This window comes from Microcella alkaliphila, assembly GCF_002355395.1.
GTDB classification, from domain to species: Bacteria; Actinomycetota; Actinomycetes; order Actinomycetales; family Microbacteriaceae; genus Microcella; species Microcella alkaliphila_A.
The window spans coordinates 1,720,537-1,744,190 of record NZ_AP017315.1 but is presented as its reverse complement, the minus strand read 5'-3'; the positions used below and the strand labels follow the sequence as shown (position 1 = coordinate 1,744,190).

At 69.5% G+C, this 23,654-nt stretch carries 27 protein-coding genes; 14 read left to right on the top strand and 13 right to left on the bottom strand.

Annotated elements, in window-relative coordinates; genetic code table 11:
- Positions 1-11 precede the first annotated feature (11 nt).
- The 6 genes from CPY97_RS08615 to CPY97_RS08590 all read right to left on the bottom strand — a co-directional run bounded on the left by CPY97_RS08615 (position 12) and on the right by CPY97_RS08590 (position 3,664).
- Entirely contained in the window at positions 12-659 is a 648-nt protein-coding gene (locus CPY97_RS08615; RefSeq protein WP_096421922.1) for a hypothetical protein, read from the bottom strand.
- Positions 660-923: a hypothetical protein gene (locus CPY97_RS08610; protein WP_096421920.1), complete on the bottom strand. Its 264-nt coding sequence runs from the start codon at positions 921-923 to the stop codon at positions 660-662.
- Positions 907-1,635, bottom strand: coding sequence for a hypothetical protein (locus tag CPY97_RS13300; RefSeq protein ID WP_150129239.1), 729 nt, complete (start codon positions 1,633-1,635; stop codon positions 907-909). The genes CPY97_RS08610 and CPY97_RS13300 overlap by 17 nt, the downstream gene beginning before the upstream one ends.
- Complete coding sequence (locus tag CPY97_RS13295; RefSeq protein ID WP_150129238.1) at positions 1,632-2,234, bottom strand: hypothetical protein; 603 nt, start codon at positions 2,232-2,234, stop codon at positions 1,632-1,634. Before CPY97_RS13295 ends, CPY97_RS13300 begins: the two co-directional genes overlap by 4 nt.
- A 49-nt stretch (positions 2,235-2,283) precedes the next feature.
- Entirely contained in the window at positions 2,284-3,150 is an 867-nt protein-coding gene (locus CPY97_RS08595; RefSeq protein WP_096421914.1) for a hypothetical protein, read from the bottom strand.
- A 190-nt stretch (positions 3,151-3,340) separates the two neighbouring features.
- On the bottom strand, positions 3,341-3,664 hold the full coding sequence (locus CPY97_RS08590) for a type II toxin-antitoxin system HicB family antitoxin (protein ID WP_096423526.1): 324 nt from the start codon (positions 3,662-3,664) through the stop codon (positions 3,341-3,343).
- Positions 3,665-4,212: 548 nt separating this feature from the next.
- Here CPY97_RS08590 and CPY97_RS08585 point away from each other — a divergent pair.
- The 13 genes from CPY97_RS08585 to CPY97_RS08520 all read left to right on the top strand — a co-directional run bounded on the left by CPY97_RS08585 (position 4,213) and on the right by CPY97_RS08520 (position 16,920).
- Entirely contained in the window at positions 4,213-4,866 is a 654-nt protein-coding gene (locus CPY97_RS08585) for an ATP-binding domain-containing protein (protein ID WP_150129237.1), read from the top strand.
- 107 nt (positions 4,867-4,973) lie between these two features.
- Positions 4,974-5,240 (top strand): type II toxin-antitoxin system VapB family antitoxin, encoded by a 267-nt coding sequence (locus CPY97_RS08580; protein WP_173826875.1) that lies wholly within the window; start codon positions 4,974-4,976, stop codon positions 5,238-5,240.
- A 9-nt stretch (positions 5,241-5,249) separates the two neighbouring features.
- Positions 5,250-6,002, top strand: a complete 753-nt coding sequence (locus CPY97_RS08575) for a hypothetical protein (protein ID WP_150129236.1) — start codon at positions 5,250-5,252, stop codon at positions 6,000-6,002.
- Between the two features lie 110 nt (positions 6,003-6,112).
- Positions 6,113-7,372 carry an exonuclease domain-containing protein gene (locus CPY97_RS08570; RefSeq protein ID WP_096423524.1) on the top strand — a complete coding sequence of 420 codons (1,260 nt, stop codon included), beginning with the start codon at positions 6,113-6,115 and terminating at the stop codon, positions 7,370-7,372.
- Between the two features lie 885 nt (positions 7,373-8,257).
- Positions 8,258-9,154: an ADP-ribosylglycohydrolase family protein gene (locus CPY97_RS08560; protein ID WP_331716230.1), complete on the top strand. Its 897-nt coding sequence runs from the start codon at positions 8,258-8,260 to the stop codon at positions 9,152-9,154.
- 139 nt (positions 9,155-9,293) lie between these two features.
- The gene (locus CPY97_RS08555; RefSeq protein WP_096421902.1) at positions 9,294-9,710 is read left to right on the top strand and encodes a hypothetical protein; all 417 of its coding nucleotides are present in this window, start codon (positions 9,294-9,296) and stop codon (positions 9,708-9,710) included.
- Positions 9,711-9,729: 19 nt separating this feature from the next.
- Complete coding sequence (locus CPY97_RS08550; RefSeq protein ID WP_096421900.1) at positions 9,730-9,963, top strand: type II toxin-antitoxin system Phd/YefM family antitoxin; 234 nt, start codon at positions 9,730-9,732, stop codon at positions 9,961-9,963.
- Positions 9,960-10,415: a type II toxin-antitoxin system VapC family toxin gene (locus tag CPY97_RS08545; protein ID WP_096423522.1), complete on the top strand. Its 456-nt coding sequence runs from the start codon at positions 9,960-9,962 to the stop codon at positions 10,413-10,415. Before CPY97_RS08550 ends, CPY97_RS08545 begins: the two co-directional genes overlap by 4 nt.
- A 9-nt stretch (positions 10,416-10,424) precedes the next feature.
- Positions 10,425-14,078: a TM0106 family RecB-like putative nuclease gene (locus tag CPY97_RS08540; RefSeq protein ID WP_096421898.1), complete on the top strand. Its 3,654-nt coding sequence runs from the start codon at positions 10,425-10,427 to the stop codon at positions 14,076-14,078.
- A 102-nt stretch (positions 14,079-14,180) separates the two neighbouring features.
- Positions 14,181-14,495 carry a CopG family ribbon-helix-helix protein gene (locus CPY97_RS08535; protein ID WP_150129235.1) on the top strand — a complete coding sequence of 105 codons (315 nt, stop codon included), beginning with the start codon at positions 14,181-14,183 and terminating at the stop codon, positions 14,493-14,495.
- Positions 14,492-14,833: a type II toxin-antitoxin system PemK/MazF family toxin gene (locus tag CPY97_RS08530; protein WP_231923889.1), complete on the top strand. Its 342-nt coding sequence runs from the start codon at positions 14,492-14,494 to the stop codon at positions 14,831-14,833. The genes CPY97_RS08535 and CPY97_RS08530 overlap by 4 nt, the downstream gene beginning before the upstream one ends.
- Before the next feature lie 70 nt (positions 14,834-14,903).
- Entirely contained in the window at positions 14,904-15,701 is a 798-nt protein-coding gene (locus CPY97_RS08525; protein ID WP_096421892.1) for an esterase/lipase family protein, read from the top strand.
- Positions 15,702-15,846: 145 nt separating this feature from the next.
- Positions 15,847-16,920, top strand: coding sequence for a TM2 domain-containing protein (locus CPY97_RS08520; RefSeq protein WP_096421890.1), 1,074 nt, complete (start codon positions 15,847-15,849; stop codon positions 16,918-16,920).
- Between the two features lie 54 nt (positions 16,921-16,974).
- Here CPY97_RS08520 and CPY97_RS08515 read toward each other — a convergent pair whose 3' ends face one another.
- The 4 genes from CPY97_RS08515 to CPY97_RS08500 form a co-directional block, all read right to left on the bottom strand.
- Positions 16,975-17,466, bottom strand: a complete 492-nt coding sequence (locus CPY97_RS08515) for an SRPBCC family protein (RefSeq protein ID WP_096421888.1) — start codon at positions 17,464-17,466, stop codon at positions 16,975-16,977.
- Positions 17,466-19,001, bottom strand: coding sequence for a phytoene desaturase family protein (locus CPY97_RS08510; protein ID WP_096421886.1), 1,536 nt, complete (start codon positions 18,999-19,001; stop codon positions 17,466-17,468). Before CPY97_RS08510 ends, CPY97_RS08515 begins: the two co-directional genes overlap by 1 nt.
- A 72-nt stretch (positions 19,002-19,073) precedes the next feature.
- Positions 19,074-20,084 carry a hypothetical protein gene (locus CPY97_RS08505; RefSeq protein WP_096421884.1) on the bottom strand — a complete coding sequence of 337 codons (1,011 nt, stop codon included), beginning with the start codon at positions 20,082-20,084 and terminating at the stop codon, positions 19,074-19,076.
- 40 nt (positions 20,085-20,124) lie between these two features.
- Positions 20,125-21,801, bottom strand: a complete 1,677-nt coding sequence (locus CPY97_RS08500; RefSeq protein ID WP_096421882.1) for a DUF2510 domain-containing protein — start codon at positions 21,799-21,801, stop codon at positions 20,125-20,127.
- Between the two features lie 128 nt (positions 21,802-21,929).
- Between CPY97_RS08500 and CPY97_RS08495 the strand changes: the two genes are divergently transcribed.
- Positions 21,930-22,772, top strand: a complete 843-nt coding sequence (locus CPY97_RS08495; RefSeq protein ID WP_096421881.1) for a CPBP family intramembrane glutamic endopeptidase — start codon at positions 21,930-21,932, stop codon at positions 22,770-22,772.
- Positions 22,773-22,776: 4 nt separating this feature from the next.
- Here the strand turns inward: CPY97_RS08495 and CPY97_RS08490 are convergent, their stop codons facing one another.
- The 3 genes from CPY97_RS08490 to CPY97_RS08480 are packed head-to-tail and all read right to left on the bottom strand — an operon-like array spanning position 22,777 to position 23,559.
- A complete protein-coding gene (locus tag CPY97_RS08490; RefSeq protein WP_096421879.1) occupies positions 22,777-22,998 on the bottom strand; it encodes a hypothetical protein in 222 nt (73 codons plus the stop codon).
- A complete protein-coding gene (locus CPY97_RS08485) occupies positions 22,998-23,246 on the bottom strand; it encodes a hypothetical protein (protein ID WP_150129234.1) in 249 nt (82 codons plus the stop codon). Before CPY97_RS08485 ends, CPY97_RS08490 begins: the two co-directional genes overlap by 1 nt.
- The gene (locus CPY97_RS08480; RefSeq protein ID WP_096421875.1) at positions 23,239-23,559 is read right to left on the bottom strand and encodes a hypothetical protein; all 321 of its coding nucleotides are present in this window, start codon (positions 23,557-23,559) and stop codon (positions 23,239-23,241) included. The genes CPY97_RS08485 and CPY97_RS08480 overlap by 8 nt, the downstream gene beginning before the upstream one ends.
- Between the last annotated feature and the right edge of the window lie 95 nt (positions 23,560-23,654).

Below are 23,654 nucleotides of genomic sequence, written 5' to 3'. Positions count from 1 at the left end.
GCGAACGTGCGTCAGGCGAGCGTCAGGGTGCGAGCATCCAGGTGGTTGAGGGTGTCGCGTGTGGCGCGTCCGCCGATGCCGGCGGCGTGGAGGGCGACGAGGAGGCGCGCGATGATCACGTCAGCGCGGTCAACGACGCTGATGGTGGGGTCGTCGAGAACCGAATCGACGGGAATCGAGGCCGACCGCGCATCCGAATGCGGCTCCACCGCCGACTCCACGTCCGCCCTCGCACCGAACCCGGTCCACACTCGCACCTCGCCGCCGCGCGCGTGGTCGATGACGGCGACGAGTCCGACTCCGGCCTGCAACCACCGGTCGGCCCAGTGCCGCACCATGGCGTGCCGCGCGTCTCCGTCGGGCGGGTAGCCGTGGGGAGAGTATTCGGTGCTGATGTGGGCGAGGTCATCGACGGTCACGGTCACGATGTCGGCGGCGGCGGCGTGCGTGTCGACGCGGTTCCGTACGGCCACCCGGTCGGCGTCGTGCGCGAAAAGGATGCGCGGGGCGTAGCTGATGAGGGACCGCCAGCGCATGAGGTCGACGTAGGCGGCGACCCCGGCGGCGCCGGGCTGTCGGGCGCTGCCGAGCGACCCATAGTGCACGATGTCTGCGTGCGCGTATGGGCCGCCGATGTGGGTGCCGTCGAGCGTCCACACTCAGTCGTCGTCGAGCCGGTCGGTGGTGAGGCCGTCGGCGTCCATGTAGACGGAGCGCCTCGCGGTGCGGCCCGACCGCGGGGGTGTGCGCACGCTCATGCCGGTCGCGCGCAGCGTCGTGGCGATGCGCTCGCCAGCGTCGTCGTCTCCGAGCTGCGTGAGCAACGCGGTGCGTGCCCCGCGCCGCCGCAATTCTGTCGCGATGACGACGGGGCTGCCCCTGTACCACCGCAACGCCGCGTCCGGTTCAGGCGTGCAGGTCACGCCGTAGGTCATCGGCGGCGCGGCGGGCGAGTTCGGCAGTGTCGGTCGGCGCCTGCGCTTCGATGAGCGGCTGCTCCGCGAGCGACCGCAACAGATGCGTGATTCTTCTGCGATCAGAACCTTTGAGGTGCGCACTTACCGTTGCGCTGTCGGTTACGCAGGCAAGAAGCGTGATCGCGTCAAGGAGGTGGCGATCGCGATCTCGCGCGTCGACTATGTGCGCGGCAGCTTTGAGCACGAGTGCGCCGTGCAATGTCGGCAGCGGAACGGCAACAGTCCGGTCACCAGTCGCGAAGTGCAGCGCCTGCGTTCTGCTGAGCGCCTGCTGACCGCCTTCGACCCGCAGTACTACTTTGCGCCCGAATCGGGGAGCTGGCCTCTGGTGATCTGCCACCATCAGGTCTACGACATCACTATTGCGGCGAAATCGATACGCGTATCGAGTTGATTCATCGAGGGAGTAGCCCCGCCCGATCAGGGCGGTGGCCGCCGCTGCATAATCGAAGGACCCGGCCTCCACTCGTGCCGCAACGTCGACGTCGACCGTGACTCGTGTCGCCTCGACCTGTGCTGACATCGCATGGGCTTGCACCATGAGCCCGCCAATGAGAGCCCACCGGGTGGCGGGAAATGCGTCGGCCAGTTCCCAGACTTGTGGCCATGGGCTTCGCCACCCACCGACAGGTTCACTGATCGTGATGGCTTCGTTCACATCAGCGTCTTCTGCCGCCGCAGCAAACGTTCGCGTGCAGCGCTGCTTGAACGTTCGTCGCCGTACGCGTACAACGCGATGTCGGTGACGACCGCTGTGGCAGTGGTGTCGAGTTCTACGAGCACTGTCTGGCCGGTTGCGTCGTTGATCAGCCGCCACTGCCGCGCAAGATCGTCGGCGCTTGCAGTCACGGCGACGTGCACACTTGACCCTGTAGCGGTGAGCGACCCGTCCCCATCGCCGATGCTGGGGGGGCTGGCCGCGGTGGCACGCCAGAGTGAAACTCTGGCGCCGAGCACCTGGTGGGCGAGTGCGTCCACGCTGAGCTCGCGCAGGCGGGCGCGTAGGCGACTGCGTTGGCTTCCCGACATTGCGGTTGTTTCGCCGCACTCGAGCAGTTCGCAAGCGGCACGCACGGTGTTTTCCTCCCATGGGCGCCCGCGGCCCCGCGATCGGCTGGCGGCCAGAACTGACCTGCTCGACACGAGTGTGCGCCCGGCGATGTCACGATGTGCCAGGCGGCCGGCCCGGGTCATTCTCTGAACCTGCCTTTGGCTGAGGCCGAGTTGCAGGGCGGCCGTTCGCGTCGCAGTTTCCATGACATATATAGTCGCCTAAGCGACGTATTACGTCAACACGCAACAACCCCTACCGCCGCTCGATCGCCCCAACCCCCGAGTGGTAGTACGCGACACTGCCGTGCTGCGCCCCGGTCATGGTGATGACGTAGCTGCCGTCGGCGCCTCGCGCGTACCCGGTGGTGACCCACGCGTTGTCAGGAGCCAGCACGCGCCCGTCGGGTGCCACGTGTGCGTGCCCGCTGTCGACGGCGTAGAGCACGTCGGGCACGCCTCCTGCCGCAACGTTGTTGATGACGTACACGAGCGTGCCGAGCTCCATGCTGAGCCGCGTGAACTCACTGTCGGCATCCGCAAACACCGGAACCTCCACGACGGCCGCATTCGGCGCCCCGATGACGGCACCGTCGCTGACAACCGCATCCTGATCGATGGATGCTGTACTCGCCCCCGTCGCGGACGCCACGACCGCGCGCGTCACGTCGGGCAGGGCGGGCAGTGTCAGCCCGAACCACCCGTTGGCGAGGATGATCGCACTGGAGGCGAGGGCGACGCCGCCGAGGGCGATGCCGGTGCGCGCCATGCCGCGGTGCCGGGCGAGGCCGACCCGCCAGGCGCGCAGGGTGCTGACGCCGAGGGCGACGGCGATGAGTCCGATGGTGGAGAGCAGCGCGGTGTAGCCGCCGTCGCCGGCGGGCCACGAGATGGCGGCGGTGGCGATGGCGACCACGCCGACGATGAGGGCGGCGAACCCGTGGTCGCGCGACACGAGCGGGCGGGTGCGGCGCGGGCGCTTCGCGCGCACTCCGCGGCTCGCCACCCCGCCCGCCGACGTGGCGCCGGTCGCCCCGGTCGTGGCAGGGCTGTCGTACACGTAGCCGCCGCCGGGCGTCCAGTCGCGCGGCCCCGGCTCGCGGCGCAGTGGCTCTCGATTCACGACGTCTCCTCACCCTCGGACGCGTCCCGTCTACCGGTCACGGCCGACACGCGCCAGGCTGAGAGGCGCCACCACCCCCGTACTGGGGTTACGCAGACGGCGCCACTCTGCCGCGACCGGGTGCACGCGCACCGTGGCAAGGGCGTGCGCGTTCACGGCGCGCCCGGCCCGGCGCTAGTGGCGGCCGCGCTTAGCCTGCGACCTTTGCGCTGACGAGCCGGTTCAGGCTGATGCCTTGCTCGGCGGCTTCGATCGCGAGTGCTCGGTGGAGGCTTGGCGGGATGCGAAGGCGAAACTCTCCGCTGTAGTGCCGGTCGGCGAGCGGTTCGGGTACCGGGTCGCCACTCGCCCGTAGATCCGCGACGACGTCCGCGACGAGGCTCCGCAGCTTCGATAGGGCTGCGGTCGGGTCGGTATCGAGCCACGAGAGCGATCCGAATTCGGCGACGGTCGCGACGTACTCGCCGTCTTCGGGCGACCAGGTGACGCGGTAGGTGTAGTGGTTGTCACTCATCAGCGGCCCCTCCTCGGAGTCGTGTAGCGCGGCGAGGCGTTCAATTGCCTTGATGACTTGCCGCACTGGGTAAGGCTTTGCCGAACCGTTGTCGTTTTGAATGTTCACGCGAGGGTCACCGGCCCACGGCATCGTGTAGACGACGTGGCTTCCATTCGACCGCCTGGGCGTGCCGAAGTGGTGCGTGCATACCGCTTCCAGGTCGCCGAACCTCACCGATGCCGGTGAGGCTTTCATGTGCGCGACCAGTCGATCGATCTTCCGTTGTGGTGTCATTAATGGTACCGGCCTGGCCTCGCGTCTGCTACTGCCTCGCCGCGAAGGTAGGCGGCACCCCCGACCGATGAAGTCGGATCACGCACGACTGCGGAAAACCGCTCGCCAGACGCCCACTTCTTTCTCGGGCAGGTCGCAGCTGCCACGGGGCCCGGGGTTTCGAGTGACAGGGCATCCCCGTCGTGCGTCACCCCCCAAAAAGGGGTCACCTGCCCCTCGCCACTCCGCCGCCCGCCCTCGCTTTCGTGAATAGCCCTCGATAGCGTCAAGTGGTGTCCTCCGCTTACCCGGCGCTCGTGCACGCGCGGGTGCGCCGCAACTGTCGGGTGGCTCCGCGGCTGTTGCAGGCGATCAGCCGCACGCTGGCGCGCCCGCTGGATCATTCGAGCGACCGGATGCCCACTTCGACTCCCAGCTCGCTGCAGGTCGACGAGGTGGCCGCGGGCCGTGAACTGCCGGCCCTGCTGAGCGCCCTGAAGCGGTTGGGCGAGTGTTACGACCCGGAGGACATCGTGGTGTTGAGCCCGTTCGGCCCGCAGTCGTCGCTGGTGGGCCGCTTTCTCGCCCGCGAGCCCGCCAACATGGAGGAGCGGGCCCTGCGCGAGCTGCTCACAGGGGAGCGCCCGGTCGCCTGGCGCTCGATCTTCAAGGCGAAGGGCCTGGATGCTCCGGCCGTCGTCGTCACCGACGTCACCGTCGAGGCGGCCGCCTGGGCCGACGAGCACAACCTCAGCTGGAACGACCTGCTCTACGTCGGCATGACCCGCGCCCGCTACGCCTGCACGGTGCTGCGCGGCGAGGGCGCCCCCTGGCGCCTCGCGAGCGACTGGATGCACGTGCCCCATCGCGAGGGAGTGCGGGTTCTCGGCGGGGCCAGCCCTGCGGCGGTGGCGGCCGCGGCCGTAGCGCGGAGGCCCGTGTCGTGATCATGGCGGCACGGTAAACCCGACCTCGGACACGGCCCCTATCGCAGTTGTCAGGCAGGTGTCGTATGGTACTTGGGTACCAGCACGAGGACTGATGGGGGACACTGATGGCAACTGCACCGCTGAAGGTTTCGCCAGAGACCGACCGTCTCGTCAGCGAGGTTTCGCACTACTTCGGCCGCACGAAGAAGGATCTGGTCGACGCTGCCGTACGCGAGTACGTCGAGAACCACCGAGATGAAATCGCTGCGGCCGTGCGGGCCTCGCTTGCGCGTCTCGACGGCACGCTCCCATCGATCGTCAGTGAGATCACGGGCTTCTCGCGTGACGAGCTCGACGAGCTTGGCGGCTTCGACGACGGAGGTCGCCGCTAGCCTCCCCGCATGACTTCCTCAGCTGGTGACGGCGTACGGCCAACGCGGCGAGTCCTTGACCGTCTCGGCGTTCCGATTCCTGTCTTGACGACCCTCTTGCACGAGGTGACTGACCCGCTCATCGCGAAGGCACAGTCTGTTCCGCACGACGTCGAATCGGGCGGAGGCGAGCGCATCCGTACCTTGTCGGATCGTGTGTGGTTCAAGGTCAAGAGGGCGCGTCAGCGCGGTGCGTGCACTCAGTTGACAGCCGGCGAACTGAACGCGCTCACGATCTCTCACCCGTGGTGGCTCGGTGCCGCCGGCACCAGAACCGCCGACAGCCGCACTGACTTCTATGCCGAACTCGATACTTACGGGAAGGACTCTGCTGAACTGTTGCCGTCTGAGTGGGACTGGCGACGGCTTGAGGCAGAGGCGGCAACTCTCGCAGTGAGGGTGACCCGCGCAGCAATGCAACAGGCTGTCAGTCGAGCCCTCGTGTCGGGCGACATCATCGTCGTGAGATTGGGCGAGCGGGATGTTCGTATACGGATCCGCGTTCTGCCTGATGGCGAGGCGTACGTGGCGATTAGCTTCGTCAACTCGATGGAGACGGAATTCATGGTCACGGTGCTCGACGCCATCCCCGGTGTTGACGCGTCAGACTGGCAACCCGAACCGACGAGCCCTCTGCACCTCGAGCTCGAACCAGGGGAAATGATCTTTTCGACGCTCCTCAGTATCGAAGTGCAGCAGCGACTCGCCGCTGTGAGCACCTGACGGCTCCACGCGCCGCCGGGAATCCACCACCCCCAAACTGGGGCCACGCATCACCCGCCTCACTGCCCCTCACCCTTCCCATCCTGAATCCTCCTCGATAGCGTCGAATGATGAGCACCAGAGGCTTCGCCGTCGTTGATGTCGAGTCGACGGGCCTCTTCCCGGGGGGCTCTGATCGCGTTATCGAGCTTGCCGTGGTGACGACCGACGAGTTGGGCTCGGTGACCGGCGAGTGGGAGACGGTCGTGAACCCCCGCCGGCACATCGGCGCCGGCCACGTGCACGGACTCGACGGCGCCACCCTCATGAACGCCCCCGCGTTCGCCGACATCCTCCCTGACCTGGTCGACGTGCTCGACGGCCGCGCGATCGTCGCGCACAACGCCAGCTTCGACCGCCGGTTTCTGGCCGCCGAATTCGCCCGCGCCCGCGCCCCGCTGCCCGACGACGCGCCGTTCGTGTGCACGATGCGGCTGGCCCGCGAGATCATCCCCGGCGCCGGTCGCAGCCTCGCCGACTGTTGTGCGGCGTTTGACGTCGAACTGTCGAGCGCCCACCACGCCCTCGGCGACGCCCGTGCGACGGCCGAGCTACTGGCTGGCTACATCGCGAGCACGGGTGCCGCGATGTGGAGGCCGCACCTCGAGAAGGCGGCGTCGGTGTCGTGGCGGCGCCCCGAGCACACGTCGCCGGCGCCGTTTTCGGCTTGGATGCCGCGCGCCACCGCCCGTGATGACCGCCATTTTCTTGAACGGATGTCCGCGGCGCTTCCCGAGGTCAGCGCACCGGAGGCGCACCTCGACTACCTGGCGTTGCTCGACCGCTGCCTGATCGACCGGCACGTGTCGCAGCATGAGGCCGTCGAACTGATCGCCCTGGCCGACGAGCTCGGAGTCGACCGCCCGACCGCTCTAGCCCTCCACGAGTCGTACGTCCAGCAGCTCGCCGCCGTCGCGTGGGCCGACGGCGTGCTGACGGCCGAGGAGCGCGCCGACATCGAGGCGGTCGCGCGCATGCTGGGCGTCTCTGACGAGTTGCGCGAGCGGGCCCTGGATGCTCGCGGTCGTGAGCCCGCAACTCCCGTCGCGCCCGCCCCGGCTGCCGGCGCGGCGGCGTCGGCGATCGCCCTCGGCTCGATCGTGGTGCTCACCGGGGCGATGTCGCGCCCCCGCGAGCAGTGGGAGGCCGAGCTGGTCGCGGGAGGATTCCGCATCGCGTCGGCGGTATCGAAGAATGTCGGTCTGGTGGTCGCCGCCGACCCCGACTCGCTATCCGGCAAGGCGCGCAAGGCCCGCGAGTATGGCATCCCGGTGGTGGGGGAGTCGTACTTGGATGTTTTGCTGTCGCAACGTGTCGAGGCCGGATCATGAACACATGGACTACGCGAGATGTGGCGAAGCCAAGCGTCGATAGCGCCGACTCGGTGTCATGTGGCCGAGGTCCTTTCCTGCGCCTTACCGCTGAGCGTTTCAACGTGACAAGAGGTGAGGGGATGCGCGTTTTCGGCGAGCCTATGGTTTCTCTGGACGCGGGCGCCGTAGACAGGAACCAACCGTTGCAGTGTCGGTCCTTGGTCTGGCTGAGGCCTGAGGTTCAGGGTTTCCGGATGTGCAATGAACACGACCACACAGTGAACACGGAAGCACTTATTGCTGCGATGCTGTCCAAACTGGAACGGGAGCAGGGGCTCACGCCGCCAGATCTGACGCTCTTGCGCTCCAAGATTGCAGCCCTCAGCGATGTGTTCTAGCGGTTCCCGTTCGCTTGCGTCGGCAAAGCGGTCCTGTAAAGCCATCCATACAGCTAAGAAATCGGCGATGGTGTACCGGGGCTAGTCTGCCGGTTGGTTGCGACTCCTTTAGGTTGTCCCCGCGGTGCCGGATCTTGCGCACGTCGAGACTTGCGCTCGGTATTTGTGCCAAACGCAAGTTCGGGCTCCTGAGAAGTGTGGAGGTGTCGCGCGGGCCCCGGGAGCCGACGGCACCTCTTGGCTCCTGGTCTGACGCCCACAGTCTCGACGTGACAGTAGCTACAATGCGCTTCTCGTAGTCAAGACCAGGTACGAGTTGCACCGGTGTCGCCGGATACGTGTGCAGGCCAATGTCGTTCTGCGACGCCCTATCTGTGATTGAGGGCGGCAGCGTCTGCCAGGTCCCGTGGCCACGCAATGACGAATCTTGACCGTCCATGTACACATCCGGAGTCGTAGCATCGGGAGCCGACCTCGCTGACGTCCAGATTTCTGGTCGGTCGCCATCGGACAGGCCATAGTGACTGGCTCACTCGAGATTGAGGTGGGCCTCGCGGCCCTAGCCGCCGCGCGCCGCGACCGGTGGGCGAGGCTCGTGCGCGAGGCGGAGGAATCCCAGCCGCGCGACTTCGACCGCAACGGCTGGGTCGTGCACGCGCTGCAGGGAGCCTGGTCGAGCATCCACCATGCGGGCGTCGCCGTGCTCGAAACGGGGGCTCCGCGCGCGACCGCGCTGCGCGACGGCCTCGAACGCGCCGTGCGCGGAGGGCGCGACACCGACACCGTCGCCGCCATCGCCGGCGGGATGCTCGGCGCCGTACACGGGGCATCGGCCACGCCCGCCGCCTGGCGGCGGCTCATCCACGGCTGGCCCGGCCTCGACACCCGCGGCCTCACCGAGCTCGCCGTGCGGGCCGTCCGCGGTACCGAACCCGGCGCCGGCGAGTGGCCGCTCGGCGAACGCATGGACTACGACGGGTGGGGTGCGCGGGCGATGCTCACCGCGCATCCGCACGACGAGGGGGTGCTGCTCGGCTCGATCGTCGACCTCGACACGGTGCTCGACGGCAGTGCCGGGGTGCAGGTCGACGCGGTCGTGTCGCTATGCCGGGTGGGGCGGGCGCAGCGGGCCGCCACCCACATCGAGCAGTGGCTCATCGACGATCCCGAAGACGGGCTGAACCCCAACCTCAACCACGTGCTCGCCGACACGGTCGATGTGATCGCCCAGCTGCGGGGTGAGGGCAAGACCGTGCTCGTGCACTGCGTGCAGGCGCAGAGCCACACGCCGTCGGTCGCGGCGCTGTATGCGGTGCGGCAGTACGGGGTCGGGGTCGATGAGGCGTTCGAGGCCGTGAGGCGAGTGTTGCCGGGGGGCGCGGCCACAAAGGTTCCTCGTTGACGCCGTGCGGAGGCTCGCCGGGGCGTAGCCACGAAACACCATTCGTGTCGCCTCCCTCACAGCCAGGAGGTCGCTCACGGCATCACCGGGTTGTGGGGCGAGGCGCCACGTACTGCCGGAAAAGGCGCACGGTGGCGTCATGACCGGACGCTTTCGCACCATCGCCCCGCCCGACAGCACCTTCATCAACGACGCCGACCGACAATTCATCGAAGCACTGGGCCCGGCCATACGCCGTCAACTGTGGCTGCGCTTCGACACGCCCGGTGCCGCCACCAAAGGCGTGGTCATTCAGCTCGACCAGCTGCCCGCGGCCGCTCCGCCAGAAGCGGCAGCCAACCTGACGAATGTCATGGCGGCGCTCGTCGAGCAGGGCAACTACACGAGCGTGACACCCGTGCTCGAACGCCGCGGAGGGCCCCAGCCCACCGCGCGCGACCGGGAATGGATGCGCGCAGTCCGCGACGCGGCCGAACGCGTGGGACTCGACATTGGCCTCGTGCTCATCAGTCACAGCCGGGGAGTTCGCGCATACGCCCAGTATCCCGATGGTTAGTCCACTAAACTTAGTCCGCATGAGGGTACAGGTGAACGTGCACGAGGCGAAGACGCGCATGTCTGAGCTGCTCGCGCGTGTCGAAGCGGGTGACGAGGTGATCATCGCCCGCGCAGGCCACCCCGTCGCGACCCTCGTGGCCATCGCCGAGCCGACCGCACGCGAACTCGGGTTCGTCGAGGGCTTCACCCTGCCTGACTCATTCTTCGAACCGTTGCCCGACGACGAAGTTTCCGTGTGGGAGGGGGCGTGACCCGGGCGCTGCTGCTCGACACCCACGTCCTCCTGTGGGCGCTGACGCAGCCCGAGAAACTGACAGCTCGGGCTCGGTTGCTCCTCGCCGACCGGAAAGTCGATCTCTTCGTTTCCGCGGCCAGTGCGTGGGAGATCGCGACGAAACACCGCATCGGAAAACTGCCGGGAGTCGAACGCATCATGAGCGACTTCGAGCAACACGTCGATCGGCTGGGGGCGCACACGCTCTCGATCACCCCAGCTCACGCCCTCGCCGCCGGACAACTCGACTGGCACCACCGCGACCCGTTCGACCGCGTGCTCGCCGCTCAGGCCCAGCTCGAACAGCTGCCCTTCATGACGGCCGACCCCGTGTTCGGCGAGCGCCGACCTCACAGTGGTTCCAGCTTGAGCGTCGTGACCCGCTCAGCGTCACCGCGCTTTATCGGCGATGTCGGTGCTCGCCGCTAGCGTTGCCGCATGTACCTGATCGATCACGGTGACGGGTCGCAGCTGCTCGTCACCTCGGCGAGCGACCTCAACGCGGCCGCCGAGTGCGAGTTCGGCTTCGCGCGCCGCGTCGACGCGCTGCTCGGCCGCATCGAGGCGCCCGACGAGCCGCTCGACGCTATGAACGAGCGCACCATCGTCATGGGCCACGCGCACGAGGCCAGGCTGATCGAGGCGTACCGCGCAGCCGGCTCGCTGATTGAAATCGACCGGCCCGCCCGCGGCATCGACGGGATGCTCGCGGCCCAGCAGGCGACGCTCGACGCGCTGCATGCCCGCACCGACATGGTCGTGCAGGCGACGTTCTTCGACCCCGAACACGGTCCCGACGTCACGCCCGGCATGGGGCTCGGCTTCGTCGGCTACGCCGACTTCCTCGAACACCGCGGCGACGGCGTCTACCGCGTGCTCGACTCGAAACTCGCCCGCCGCGCCAAAGTCACCGCGCTCATGCAACTGGCGGCATACGCCGAACAGCTCGAGCGGTTGGGTATCCCCGTCGACAGCGAGACGGGGCTGATCCTCGGCGACGACGAGCTGAGCATCCACCGCCTCGACGACATCGCGCCCGTACACCGCCGCCAGCGCGACCGGATGCACGCCCTCCTCCGCGACCGCGCGCGCGCCTCCGACGTGGTCACCTGGCGCGCCCCTGGCCTGAGTCACTGCGGAAAGTGCGTGTGGTGCGCCGACAGCATCGCCAGCCACGGCGACGTGTGGCAGACCTACGGGCTGCGCGGTGGCCAGTGGCAAAAACTCGCCGACGCCGGAATCACCACCATGAACGACCTCGTCACCCACACCGCCGCGGTGGCGGGCATCCCGCAGCGCACGCTCGACGGGCTGCGCGCGCAAGCCGCACTTCAGCTGCGCGCCGACGCCGGTGACCCCGTGCCGCCCGTCGAACTGATCGACGCCTCCGCCCTCGACTCCCTGCCCGCGCCGAACCCCGGCGACCTGTTCTTCGACTTCGAAGGCGACCCGCTGTACACCGAAGAGGGCGCCGGCTGGTGGGGCATCGACTACCTGTTCGGGGTCACCGACCGCGACGACGCCTTCACCGCCTACTGGGCGCACACCTTCGCCGACGAACGCGCCGCGCTCATCGCCTTCCTCGACGACGTCGACCGGCGCCTCGCCGAGCACCCCGACCTGCACATCTACCACTACGCCCCCTACGAGAAGACCCACCTGCGCCTGCTCGCCGCCCGCCACGGCATAGGCGAAGACACCGTCGACCGGCTGCTGCGCGACGGCGTGCTCGTCGACCTCTACGCCGTCGTCAAACGCGCGCTCCGCATCGGCAGCACCAGCTACTCGATCAAGAAACTCGAACCCCTCTACTGGCCCGAATCCCGACTCGGCTCGGCCGTCACCGCCGGCGACGACTCCGTCGCCGAATACGTGCGCGCCCGCGAACTGCGGCTCGGCGGCGAGACGCACGAGGCTCAGCAGATCCTCGACGACATTGCCGACTACAACCGCATCGACTGCGTCAGCACCCGCAAACTCGAACAGTGGCTGCGCGCCTACCCCCGGGGGCGCGGCGTCGACAGCGGGGGAGCAGGCGGCGACGGGTCGGGTGACGGCGACGCGGGGGCGGGTGCCGACCCCGACGCGGCCGGCCCGGACTCGGCGGGCGCCGACGCGCCGGGCGCGGTCGACGACCGCATCATCGAGACCTCGCCCCTGCACGACGACCTCACCCGCCTCGCCGCGAACCCCGACGGCAGTCCCGCGCTCGAACCCGACCGCACCGCCGAACAGCGGCTCTACGCCTACGCGGCCGCCGCCATCGACTACCACCGGCGCGAACACAAAACCTACTGGTGGGCTCACTTCGACCGACTCTCCAGCCCCCTCGACGAGTGGGCCGACACCCGCGACGTCTTCATCGTCGACCCCGACCAGCCCGTCACCCAAACCGACTGGGGCATGACCGGTCGGCAACGCTCCCTCCGACGGCAACTGCGCATGCACGGGCAATGGGCGCCCGGAAGCCGGCCATCGATCGGCGGTCAAGGGGGCCCGTTCGCCGTATACGAGCATCCCGCGCCGCTACCCCTCAACCCGCGCGACCCGCTCAGCCGACCCGCGCGCGGTATCACCCTCGACGCCGCCGGAGACGACTGGGTGGCCATCACCGAAACGCTCGCCACCGACCCGTACACGGGTCGACCCGTCGACGAATACCGCGACCTGCCCGCCGCCCTCACGCCCGCAAAGCCCCCGCCCGCCGGCAAACAGGTCGACGCCATCCACGAGTGGGGGGCGCGTCTCGCCATCACCCACCCCGAGCTGCCGCGTGACGCCGTCGTCGACCTCCTGCTGCGCCGCCCGCCGCGCACCCGCGGCGACGTCGGGCTCGCGGCCGTCACCGCCGACGAGCACGGTGAACCCGACCGCATCCGCGCCGTCGCCGACAGCCTGCTCGCCCTCGACCACAGCTACCTCGCCGTGCAAGGCCCGCCCGGAACCGGCAAGACCTACCTGGGCTCCCGCGTCATCGCCCGCCTCGTCGCCGAGCACGGCTGGCGCGTCGGCGTCGTCGCCCAGGGACACGCCACCGTCGAACACGTGCTCGACGCCGTCGTCAGCGCCGGCCTCGACGGGGCGCACGTCGCCAAAGCCCCGAAGACGGGGGCCGACCCCGCGCAGTACGCCACCGCCGAGTGGACCGTGCTCGGCCGCGCCGACCAGCTCGCCGCGTGGACCGCCGAACAGCCGCGCGGCTACGTCATCGGCGGCACAGCCTGGGACTTCGCCAACCCCGCCCGCGTCGAACGAGACAGCCTCGACCTGCTCGTCATCGACGAAGCCGGCCAATACTCGCTCGCCGCCACCATCGCCGCGAGCGTCAGCGCCCGCAACCTCCTCCTGCTCGGCGACCCGCAGCAGCTGCCGCAGGTCAGCCAGGGCACCCACCCCGAACCCATCGACGGCTCCGCCCTCGGCTACCTGACCGACGGCCACGACGTGCTCCCCGCCGACTACGGGTACTTCCTCGCCGAAACCCGCCGCGTGCACCCCGCCCTCGCCGCCCACGTCAGCGACCTCTCCTACGAGGGCCAGCTGCACGCCCACCCGAGCGCCGCCCGCCGCCACCTCGACGGAATCGCGCCCGGAATCCACGCGCACCCCGTCACCCACCACGGCAACGCCACCGAGTCGGCCGAAGAGGCCGCCGCCGTCGTCGCCCTCGTCGACCGGGCCATCGGACGCCCGTGGACCGACCCCACAGACGGCCCCGTCGCGCGCGGCGACGCCCCGCGCTCCCGCCCGCTCACCGCCGCCGACATCATCGTCGTCACGCCGTACAACGCCCACGTGCACGCCGTGCGCGACGCCCTCGACGCAGCCGGGCACACCGACACCCGCGCCGGCACCGTCGACAAGTTCCAGGGTCAGGAGGCCGTGATCGCCATCGTCACCCTCGCCGCATCCAGTGCCGCCGACGCGCCCCGCGGGCTCGACTTCCTGCTCAACCGCAACCGGCTCAACGTCGCCATCTCGCGCGCCCAATGGGCCGCCCACATCGTGCACTCGCCCGCCATCGCCGATCACCTGCCGCACACTCCCGCAGGCCTCGCCGAACTCAGCGCGTTCCTCCGCCTCATCGACTGAGCGACGGGCCTCGAATCCCTCACACGGGTTCAACGCGGCGCTGCTATCCACCGTCGTTCGAATGTCGCGTGTGAGCGGAGGACCAGTCGGCACGCTGGCCCCATGACGACCACGACAGCCCGTGTTATACCGAGTTATACTGCATGCATGAAGACCGCAATATCGCTACCTGATGAGCTGTTCCAGCGGGTCGAAGCTGCGCGAGCCGAAGACGGCACAGGGCGATCAGAGTTCTTCGCGGAGGCGGCACGAGCGTATTTGCAACAACGCGAGTCCGAGCGGCTTCGAGAGGAAATCGATGCGGCCGTCACGGCGATCGCGGCCGATCCCGACGGCAACGACGATGACAGCACTGCCGAGATCGTGGCCTACTCGATGCAGCGATGGGCACAACTCAGCGAGGATGAGGACTGGTGATCAGTCGAGGAGACATCTGCTGGGCTGACTTGGGGCCGATCGTCGACCACGCGCCCGCGAAACGTCGCCCCGTCGTTGTCGTGCAGAACGACATTTTCACGCACACCTCCATCGGCACGATCCTGGTCGTCGCGATGAGCAGCAAGTTGGGAAGGGCGCGCCTTCGGGGAACGGTGTTTGTTCCCAAGTCGATCAGCGGCCTGCCGCACAACAGCATGATCGTGCCGACAGAGATCATCACGGCCGATCGTTCTCGGATTGAGCAGCCTGTCGCACGACTTCCACGGCCCCTGCTCGACGAACTCGATGCTGGCCTCCGGCTAGTCCTGAACGTGTAGATCGCGGCCTCTCGGGCCGCCGAAGTGCCACCCGACGCTCGCACCCAGCCGCCCGCGCTACCGTGGACGGATGCCCGCGAACGCCCGCCCCAGCATCCCGCGCATCGTCGCCGGGGTCGCGGCCGACTACGCGTACGTGCTCGGCCGCCGCCTCACCGCCACCCTGAAGCCCCGCGCGCCGCTGCCCGGAGACGGCACCCCGCCCGGCAGCAGGGGACGCCCCGTCGTCATCCTGCCCGGCATCTTCGAAAGCTGGCACTACCTCGAACGCATCGTCGAAGCCCTCTCCGCCGCCGGCCACCCCGTCTACATCGTCGGCGACATCGGCATCAACGGTCGGCCCATCCCCGCCACCGCCCGCCGCGTCTACCGCTACCTCGTCGCCCACGACCTGCGCGACGCGATCCTCGTCGCCCACTCCAAAGGCGGGCTGATCGGCAAGCACGTCATGTTGCACGACGCGCAGGACAACCCCGGTGCTGACCTTCCGGGTCGCCGCCGCGTCGCCCACCTGATCGCCGTCAACACCCCCTGGCGCGGCAGCGAGCTCGCCCGGTACGGGGTCGGCGCGTGGCGCGAGTTCGCGCCGCGCCGCCCCGTGATGGCGCGCCTCGCCGCCGAAAACGACGTGGATGCACGCGTCACCGCGATCGACTCCGCCATCGACCAGTACGTGCCGCGTGATTCCGCGCCCGACGCGGCCACGCGCATCCCGGTGCCGCTCGTCGGACACTTCCGGGTGCTCGCGCACCCCAGCGTCGTCGCCCTGATCGTGGACCGCGTGCGCGAGGTGACCCGCGCGAGCGGCGGCGTGCCACCCCGCACCCGCGTCAGCTACCTCGGTGTAGGAATTCCTACAGCGGAGTAGCAACTCCGCGAACCACATCGTCTGCTCTGGTAGCCGTGTCGGAGGTCGTCCCTAGCGTCAGGGGTGCGATGTCGAACCCGTCATCGCGTTCCCCCACACCACGCGCGTGGACCGAGGCCGGTCGCACACGCACAGGAGAGACACCATGTCCGACACACAGAACCCCGAGCCCGGCGACGCCGATCAGCGAGCAACGCCCCCACCTCCGCCCACGCCCACGGCTGCGACCGCCCCCGTCCCCGTCGGGCAGAAGAGCTTCCTGCTGACGTGGATCTTCGCTCTCTTCCTGGGGTTGTTCGCCGTCGACCGCTTCTACCTCGGCAAGATCGGCACCGCGATCGCGAAGTTGCTGACCCTCGGCGGTCTGGGCGTCTGGGTACTCGTTGACCTCATCCTCGTCCTGGCGGGCAAGCAGACCGACAAGAGCGGCGCCCGACTTGACGGGTACGACCAGTACAAGCTCGTCGCCATCATCGTCACAGCCGTTCTCCTGCTCGGCAGCGTCCTCGTCAACGCCGTCACAGCTGCGGGAAACACCGACGACGGTGCCACACCGGCTCCGACTCAGCCGGCCGAACCCGACGACTCACCCGCTCCCGAAGAGGAGCAGAACGAGCCGGAAGAGGAACCGCAACCCGACGAAGCGCCCGTGGACGACTTCGCCGCCTGGGCCACTGACGCCTACGGGGAGTTCGACGCCATCGAGCAGTCCGGCGCCGGCGACACCCTGATCAGCCTGCCCGCGGGAATCTCGGCGGCCGTGGTGGTCGCGTCGCACGATGGCAGTCGCAACTTCGTCGTCAACGTCCTCGACCAGGACAACTCGGCAACGGGCGACCTGCTGGTCAACACGATCGGTGCCTACAGCGGCGCGACGGCGTACGGACTGGGCGGGTCGTTCGGCGGTGACCCGACCCGACTCGAGATCAACGCTGACGGCAACTGGACCATCAGCATCCGTCCCATCGCGAGTCTCGAGCCGATCGCGGAAGCCGGAACGGGAGACGCAGTGAGCTCCTACGTCGGAGGAGCGGGCGCCCTCACCGCGACGCACACGGGCGAAAGAAACTTCATCGTCCAGCAGTACACGAACGAGGCGTTCTCATTCGGACTCTTGATCAACGACATCGGCGCCTACAACGGAACGGTGCCGCTGTCGGCGGGCCCTGCGGTGATCACCGTCCAGGCCGACGGTGCCTGGACTCTGGCGATTGACTAGCAAACCCACGATTCGCCGGCGGGCTCAGGGCAGAATCGTGCCCTGGGCCCGCCCCTACGACTCCGTCGCCCCGCGCTCCTCCGGGTCCGACCGCTCCTCGGTCTCGTCGTTCACCCACTGCCCCTCGGCGAGGTACGCGAGCCGGCGCAGCGCCTCGCGATTGCGCAAATCGAGTGGCGGGTCGGTGAACAGCCGGGGCACAAACTGCAGGGGCCCGCGCACCGCCCACTCGTGAATGCGTACCACGCAGCCTGAAGCGTGCGGCCGCGTCTCCACCACGATGCGGGCCTCACCGATCGGCCAGCCCTTCGCGTGAAACACGGCGCGCTTCGGCGCATCCCACTCCACGACGACCGTCTCGTCGTCGATCACCGCCGGCCAGATGCCCACCGAGTGGTTGATCCGCGAACCCGGCGATGGCCACTCCTCGTCGACGTACCGCATACGCGACGCGCCGACGACCCACGTGGGGTACGTCCACCCGTCGGCGAGCACCGCGAACACCGCCTCGGGCGGGCATCGGAACAGCCTCGTCGTCGTCGCCATCAGTGCGTCCCCTCCGTCAGATCGATCGCCGACCCGGCGACCCCGAGGTGCGGCAGCTCCCGCACCCCAAACTCATTTCTCAGCGCGCTGCGGGCCGCGTACGCGCCCGCGAGCCCGTGCACGCCCGGCCCCGGCGGCGTCGCCGACGAGCACAGGTACACGCCCGGCAGGGGAGTGCGCCACGGATCCACCGCCAGCCGCGGACGCGCCGCCAACTGCCACAGCGTCGCCGCGCCCGTCGCGATATCGCCGCCCACATAGTTCGGGTTCTGGCGCTCCATCTCCACCGCCGAAAAACCCGCGGATGCCCGGATCACGTCCCGGAAACCCGGCGCGAACCGCTCCACCTGCCGCGTGATCGCCTCCGTCTGATCCACCGTCGAACCGTGCGGCACGTGCGTGTACGTCCACAGCACGTGCTGCCCGTTGGGCGCCCGCGAGTCGTCCACGATGGACGGCTGTGACACGAGCACATACGGGTTCGACGAGTGCCGCCCCTGCGCCACGTCGCGCTCGGCCGCCGCGATCTCCTCCCGCGTGCCGCCGAGGTGCAGCGTCGGGGCCGACCGCAGCTCGGGGTCGCGCCACGGCACCGGGCCCGACAGGGCGAAGTCGACCTTCGCGACGGCGTCCCCGTGACGGTAGGCGAGCATCCGGCGGGCGAACCAGCTCGGCAGCGCGCCCCCCGCAAGCTCGACGAGCGCGCGCGGCGTCACATCCAGCAGCACGGCGTCGGCGGGCGGCAGCTCCGTGAGCGAGCGCACCGGGTGGTCGGCGACCACCTCGCCGCCGTGGGCGACCAGATCGGCGACCAGAGCATCCACAATCGACTGGGACCCGCCGCGCGGAATCGGCCAGCCGCCCGCGTGCGCGGCCGTCGCGAGCGCGAGCGCCGTACCGGCCGTCGCGAGGCTCGGCATGGGTCGCACCGAGTGGGCCGCCACCCCCGCGAACAGGGCGGGGGCGACCGCGTCGCGGAACCGCAGATTCCAGGCGGGGGAGCCCTGCTCGAGCGCCCGCACGCCAAACATGCCGGTCGTCACGGGATGCGCGGGGATGCGCAGCAGAGACGACCCCGTGAACTGCGCCACCTCCCGCGCGCGCTCGACGAGCGGTTCAAAGAGCGCGTGCCAGGCGTTGCCGTCGCCGGCAGCGAAACCCCCGCCCGGCAGCGGGATGCCCGTCTCGTCGAGCCGGTCGGCGGTGTCCTCCAGGCTCCGGAAGGCGATGCCCGCCGGGCGGTCGTCAAGCGGGTGGGCGTACGAGATGTCGGGCGTGATCAGGTCGACGCGCTTGTGCAACTCGAACTTTCGGAAGAATCCCGACGCGACCGCGAGCGGATGCACGGCGCTGCCAAGGTCGTGACGGAAGCCGGGAAGGGTTAGCTCACCGGTTCGGGCGCCGCCACCGACCGTGTCGGCCCGCTCGAACACGGTGACCCGCACGCCGGCGCGGGCGAGCAGCACCGCCGCGGCGAGACCGTTCGGGCCCGAGCCGACGACGACGGCCGTGTGGGTGTCACGCGAGAACGCCATCCGACAACGCTAGTGAGCGTGGGGCGTTCGTGCAGGCCAGTCTCAGGGTTGTTGGAGGTTCGCGGGCACGAATCAGTCCTCGGCGAACCACGCGAGCCACGCGTCGCGCAGTGGGCCGGCCGGCGCGCCCTCGGGCCACTGCCACGCGACGTGTGCGCGCACCGCCTCGCGATCCGTGCGAAAGCGACGGGCGAGCATCCGCCGTTCGGCGTCGGTGAAGGCGAACGGTGCGGCGCCCGCGAGGGCCGCGTTGTCGGCAGCGCGGCGAACCTCCGCGAGCTGCGCATCGGTGCGACGACGAACCCCGGGCACCCAGCCGACGCGGGCGCGTCGACGAGCGAGGCCCGCGATCGCGGCCAACGCCTCTCGGCTGGGCGGGGGCACGACGGCGGCGGGGCCGTCCGTATCCACGGCCAGGCTGGCGGCATCCAGGCCGAGCGTCGCCACCAGCGCATCGACAGCCGAACCGCCCGACACGGGTGTGACGAGCACGCGAACCTTCCCGTCGGGGTCCGTCCACCGCCGCAGCAAGTCGGCATAACGGTGTTCGTGGGCGCGCTGGTCACTGGCGAGCGCCGCGCGTGCCGTGAGCGTCGTCTCCCCGGTCTGCTCGGCGAGTCGCACCGACTGGGCGAGGGCGGCCGCCAGCGCGTCGTCGGGTCGGCGCACGGGCAATACGACGTCGACACTGTCGGCAACGGTGCGCAGTTCGCGGCGCAGCCCCGACGGGTCGGCGAGCCACGCGGCTCCAGGGGCGACAAGCACGAGGGTGTGGGCGCCCGCGTCTCGGGCGTCGTCGGCCACACGGCGCAGGCGGTCGCGCACCACCTGGCGCGCCTGAGGGGGCCGGGCGCGCAGCGCCCCGTGGCCGTCGTTTGGGCGACTGGCGCCTGACAACTCGACGAGCTCTGCGTGCACGGTAACGCTGTCGGCCGTTCGCCCAAACCACGCCGCATCGAGCGGATAGACCACCCCCGCGGGCAGTGCACCGGCGGTGGCCCGGGCGCTCAGCTCAGCGGCCAGCGACGAGGTCGCCGTCCAGCGGGGGGCGAGGACAGCGACGAGGCGCAACGGTGCGGTCACTCCCCGAGTCAATCACGCCCCAGTGTGTGAGGAGGCGCGGTCAGCCTGTGGCCTCGGTCGGCAGATCGCCCAGCTCGACCCAGTATTGAATCGATCCGTCCACCCCGGCCCAGCGCACCGTGATGAGACCGACGACCGAGCTGTCGTCGGCGACCGCGTTGCAGACGAAGACCGAGCCGATGCGAGCATCCGACGAGTCCGGGCAGACCACTCTGAGCCCGAGGTCCTGAGACTGCAGATCCTGCGCGATGCTCTGCTCGACGGTGCGCATCTCGGCGACGGTCGCCTCACGCGGGGCGAGGAACGGTGCGGCAACGCCGAGCGCCGCTACCGTCACGATGACGCCCACGTGCACCCAGGTGGGGGATGCGCTGCCGCGCCCCTCACGCCGGGTCGCCACCGCGCGGGCGATCAGGTAGAACAGCGGCCCAAGAAGAATCCAGAACCCGGATGCGCGCTGCTGGAATCCGAAGCGGGACAACGCGCGCCGGTCAAGCATAACCCAGACGATCAGCAGCAGCGGGATCGCCAGCAACACCCCGCCCAGGATGGCGAGCCCCGTCGTGTCGGCTGCAAGCGCCGACAGGGGAGCGGCCGACGCGCTGAGGGCGCCGCCCGCGAGAACAGTGGCGGCAAGGAGAGCGCCCACGAGCAGAAGCAGCGCGATGAGCGGGCTGAAGGCGAGCATCCAGGCGGAGACGGTGCCGGAGCGCGTCGGTGCCGGAGGGAGTGTGCGCGGCGGATTCAACACTCCGCGCGGCAGCGGTTCGTAGTCGACCGAGGCGAGCTCGACGGCCGACAGCGGTACCGCGCCACCGTCGACGCTGACCCAGGGGCGCGCGAAGCCTTCGTCGTCTTCCGCGTTGGACGGAGCGATCGGAGTCTGAGGAAGCGTCGCCGGGATGGCGGCGGAGGCGGGGCGTGTGCCGGGTGCGTCGGCCGGGCGTGCCCCGTGTGCGTCGGCCGCGTAGCGGTGCGGCACCGCCGCCGGAAAATCGGGCACCGCGGGCTCGGCGGGCGCGCTGGGCACCACGGGCTCTGAGCTGATGACACGAGGAGAGGGCTCCGCGGGCGCCGGAGGCGGCGCCACGGTCGGGCCCGGCACGGGTGACTCGACTGCGGCGAAAGCAGCGACACCCGGATCGTTGAACGCCTCCAGCGGCGGGATGCGCAGGTCGACCACCGGTTGCGGGCCGGTGAGTGAGCTCGCGGCCGGGGCGGACGATGTTGACGCTCCCGAGCCGGCCGATTCGCTCGACGCCGTGGATGCGGTTGACGGCGCTGACTCGCCCGACTGGGTCGAGGTGGCCGACTCCAACTGACGGCGTTCGCGCCGACTCGGCAGCTGCGGCGGGGGTGCGGTCTCGAGCGCGCTGCGGCGGGCGACGGGCGCGTCGGGTCGGCGGCCGGGCGACGCCAGCGGATCCGGCAGCAAGAAGCCCTCCGGCGTTGCCGTCGTCGCGGTGTGAGCGGCGGTTGGCGCCGCAAAGGTCGCCGCCGGGGCTGGCGCGATCGCGGTGGCCGCCCCAGACACCGCGGGGGCAGCGGCTCGGGGTTCGGCGGGCGCGGCCGCGACCGCCGCCGTTTCGGCGGTCGGTGCAGAGACAGCAGCAGCATCTTGCACGTGCTCGGTCCACGCCGAACCGTCCCACCAGCGCACGAGGCGTGCGTCTGCCGGGTCGTGGTACCAACCGGGTACCGGGGTGGATGCGGTCATCGAGTCAGCCCCCCTGCGCGATGTTGCGCTCAGCCTAAGCCGTGAGAGCGTCTCAGGCCTACCCCCGTTCCGGGGGTATTTCGGCGCACTGTGCGCGGTTCCCAGCGGGCGACTGTCAGCATGGGCGCATGCCCGCCGCCGCTCCGATCGCCCCGACGGACTCCCTTCCGATCCTCAGCGCCAAGCTGATCCCCGCCGCCATCGTCGCGACGAGCGCGATCGTGCTGTTCGGTTTCGAGAACCGGCTCATCGGCTACCCCTGGCTTCTCGCGGGCCTGATCGTCGCGTACGTCGTCGACCGCGAACTCATGCGCGACCTCGGCATCATCGCGGCGGGCCTCATCGTGGTGAGCACGGTGAGCGTCAAGGCCGACATTTCGTGGCCCAACTTCTTCCTGCTCGGGTTCGTCTTGAGCCTCGCCGTGGCCGTACCGTTCGTGCTCGACCGGTTCGTGCTGAAGCGGCGCGTGATCCGCTTTCCCTGGCGGGGCGGGCAGAAGTGGCAGCCGTGGGAGAAGTCGTATCTGTTCGCCGTGCCGTTCCTCGGCTGGCTGATCCTGCCGCTCTACTTCATCCAGTCGGGCTCGTACCAGAACTGGCCGGCGGTCAGTGAGTTCAGCGAGGTGGCGCGCCTCTTCGTCGGCGTCAACGCGGTCGGCATCTGGGACGAATTGTTCTTCATCTGCACCTGTTACGTGCTGCTGATGCGACACTTCCCGCTCTTAGTCGCGAACATCCTGCAGGCGATCATCTTCGTCAGCTTCCTGTGGGAGCTCGGTTACCAGGCCTGGGGCCCGCTCATGACGATCCCCTTCGCCTTGCTGCAGGGTTGGATCTTCCACCGCACGAAGTCCCTCACCTACGTGATCATCGTGCATCTGTTGTTCGACCTGGTCGTGTTCCTCGCGATCGTGCACGCCCACAACCCCGGCGTCTTCCCGTTCTTCCTGATCCAGGCGCCGGGGTCGTAGCGCGCTAGCCCTGCCAGTCCTCGCGCTCGTCAGAATCCCGGTCGGGCACACCCGGCGCGTCGTCAGCGTCGGACCGTTCATCCGCCTCGTGGGCGCGCTCCGCGGCACCGTCGGGGTCGGTCCAGTCGTCGACGTCATGCCCGATCGTCGTCTCGCGCTGCCCCTTCTGAGCATCGTTGTCGGGAAGGGTGTCGGTCAGCTTGTCGCGGTCGTCATGCGTGGCCATCAGCGGCGCCCTTCCTGCTCGTCGCGGCGCTCATCGTCGCGCACCGGAACCCCGGTGGCCGCGTCGTTCGCGGCGGCACCGATCGCTCCGCCGATCGCGCCGCCCCCGAGCATCCCGTCGCGGTAGGCGCCGTCGACGTTCTGCTCGCCGTCTTCCAGATCGTCGGGATGCTCGAGGTCGTCTGACGCGAACCCCGCGTCGTGCGCCTCCTCGCCCCGCTCCGCCGGGTCGTCGCGCCGCTCACTCATGGCCGCCACCCAACTCGCCGAGGTCGCGGTCGGTCGCCCCACCGTCGGTGCCGAGCGGGTCGTCGAGCCCGTCGGGCGGCGTCGGCTCGCCCAGCGGCTCGGTGCGGTCGTCGTTCTCGCGGGGCGCGTTTCCGTCGCCCACTCCGTCCACGCGACGGTCCTTCGGGGTTTCGCCCGCGTCTCCCGCCGCCGTGTTGTCGGCCGCAATCTTCTCAGCCTGTGCGCGCTCCGCCTCCTGCTGCTGACGGGCAGCGAGCTCTGCGGGGTCGTGGATGTCGCCGTACTCTTCTCCGGAATTCGCATTGGTATCCATGCCGACCAGGCAAGCGGAGCCTACGCGGAAGAAAAAGGGGTTGACTTCCCAGGAAGTCGAGCAGGCACGCGCACGCTGACAAACTGGAGCGTGTG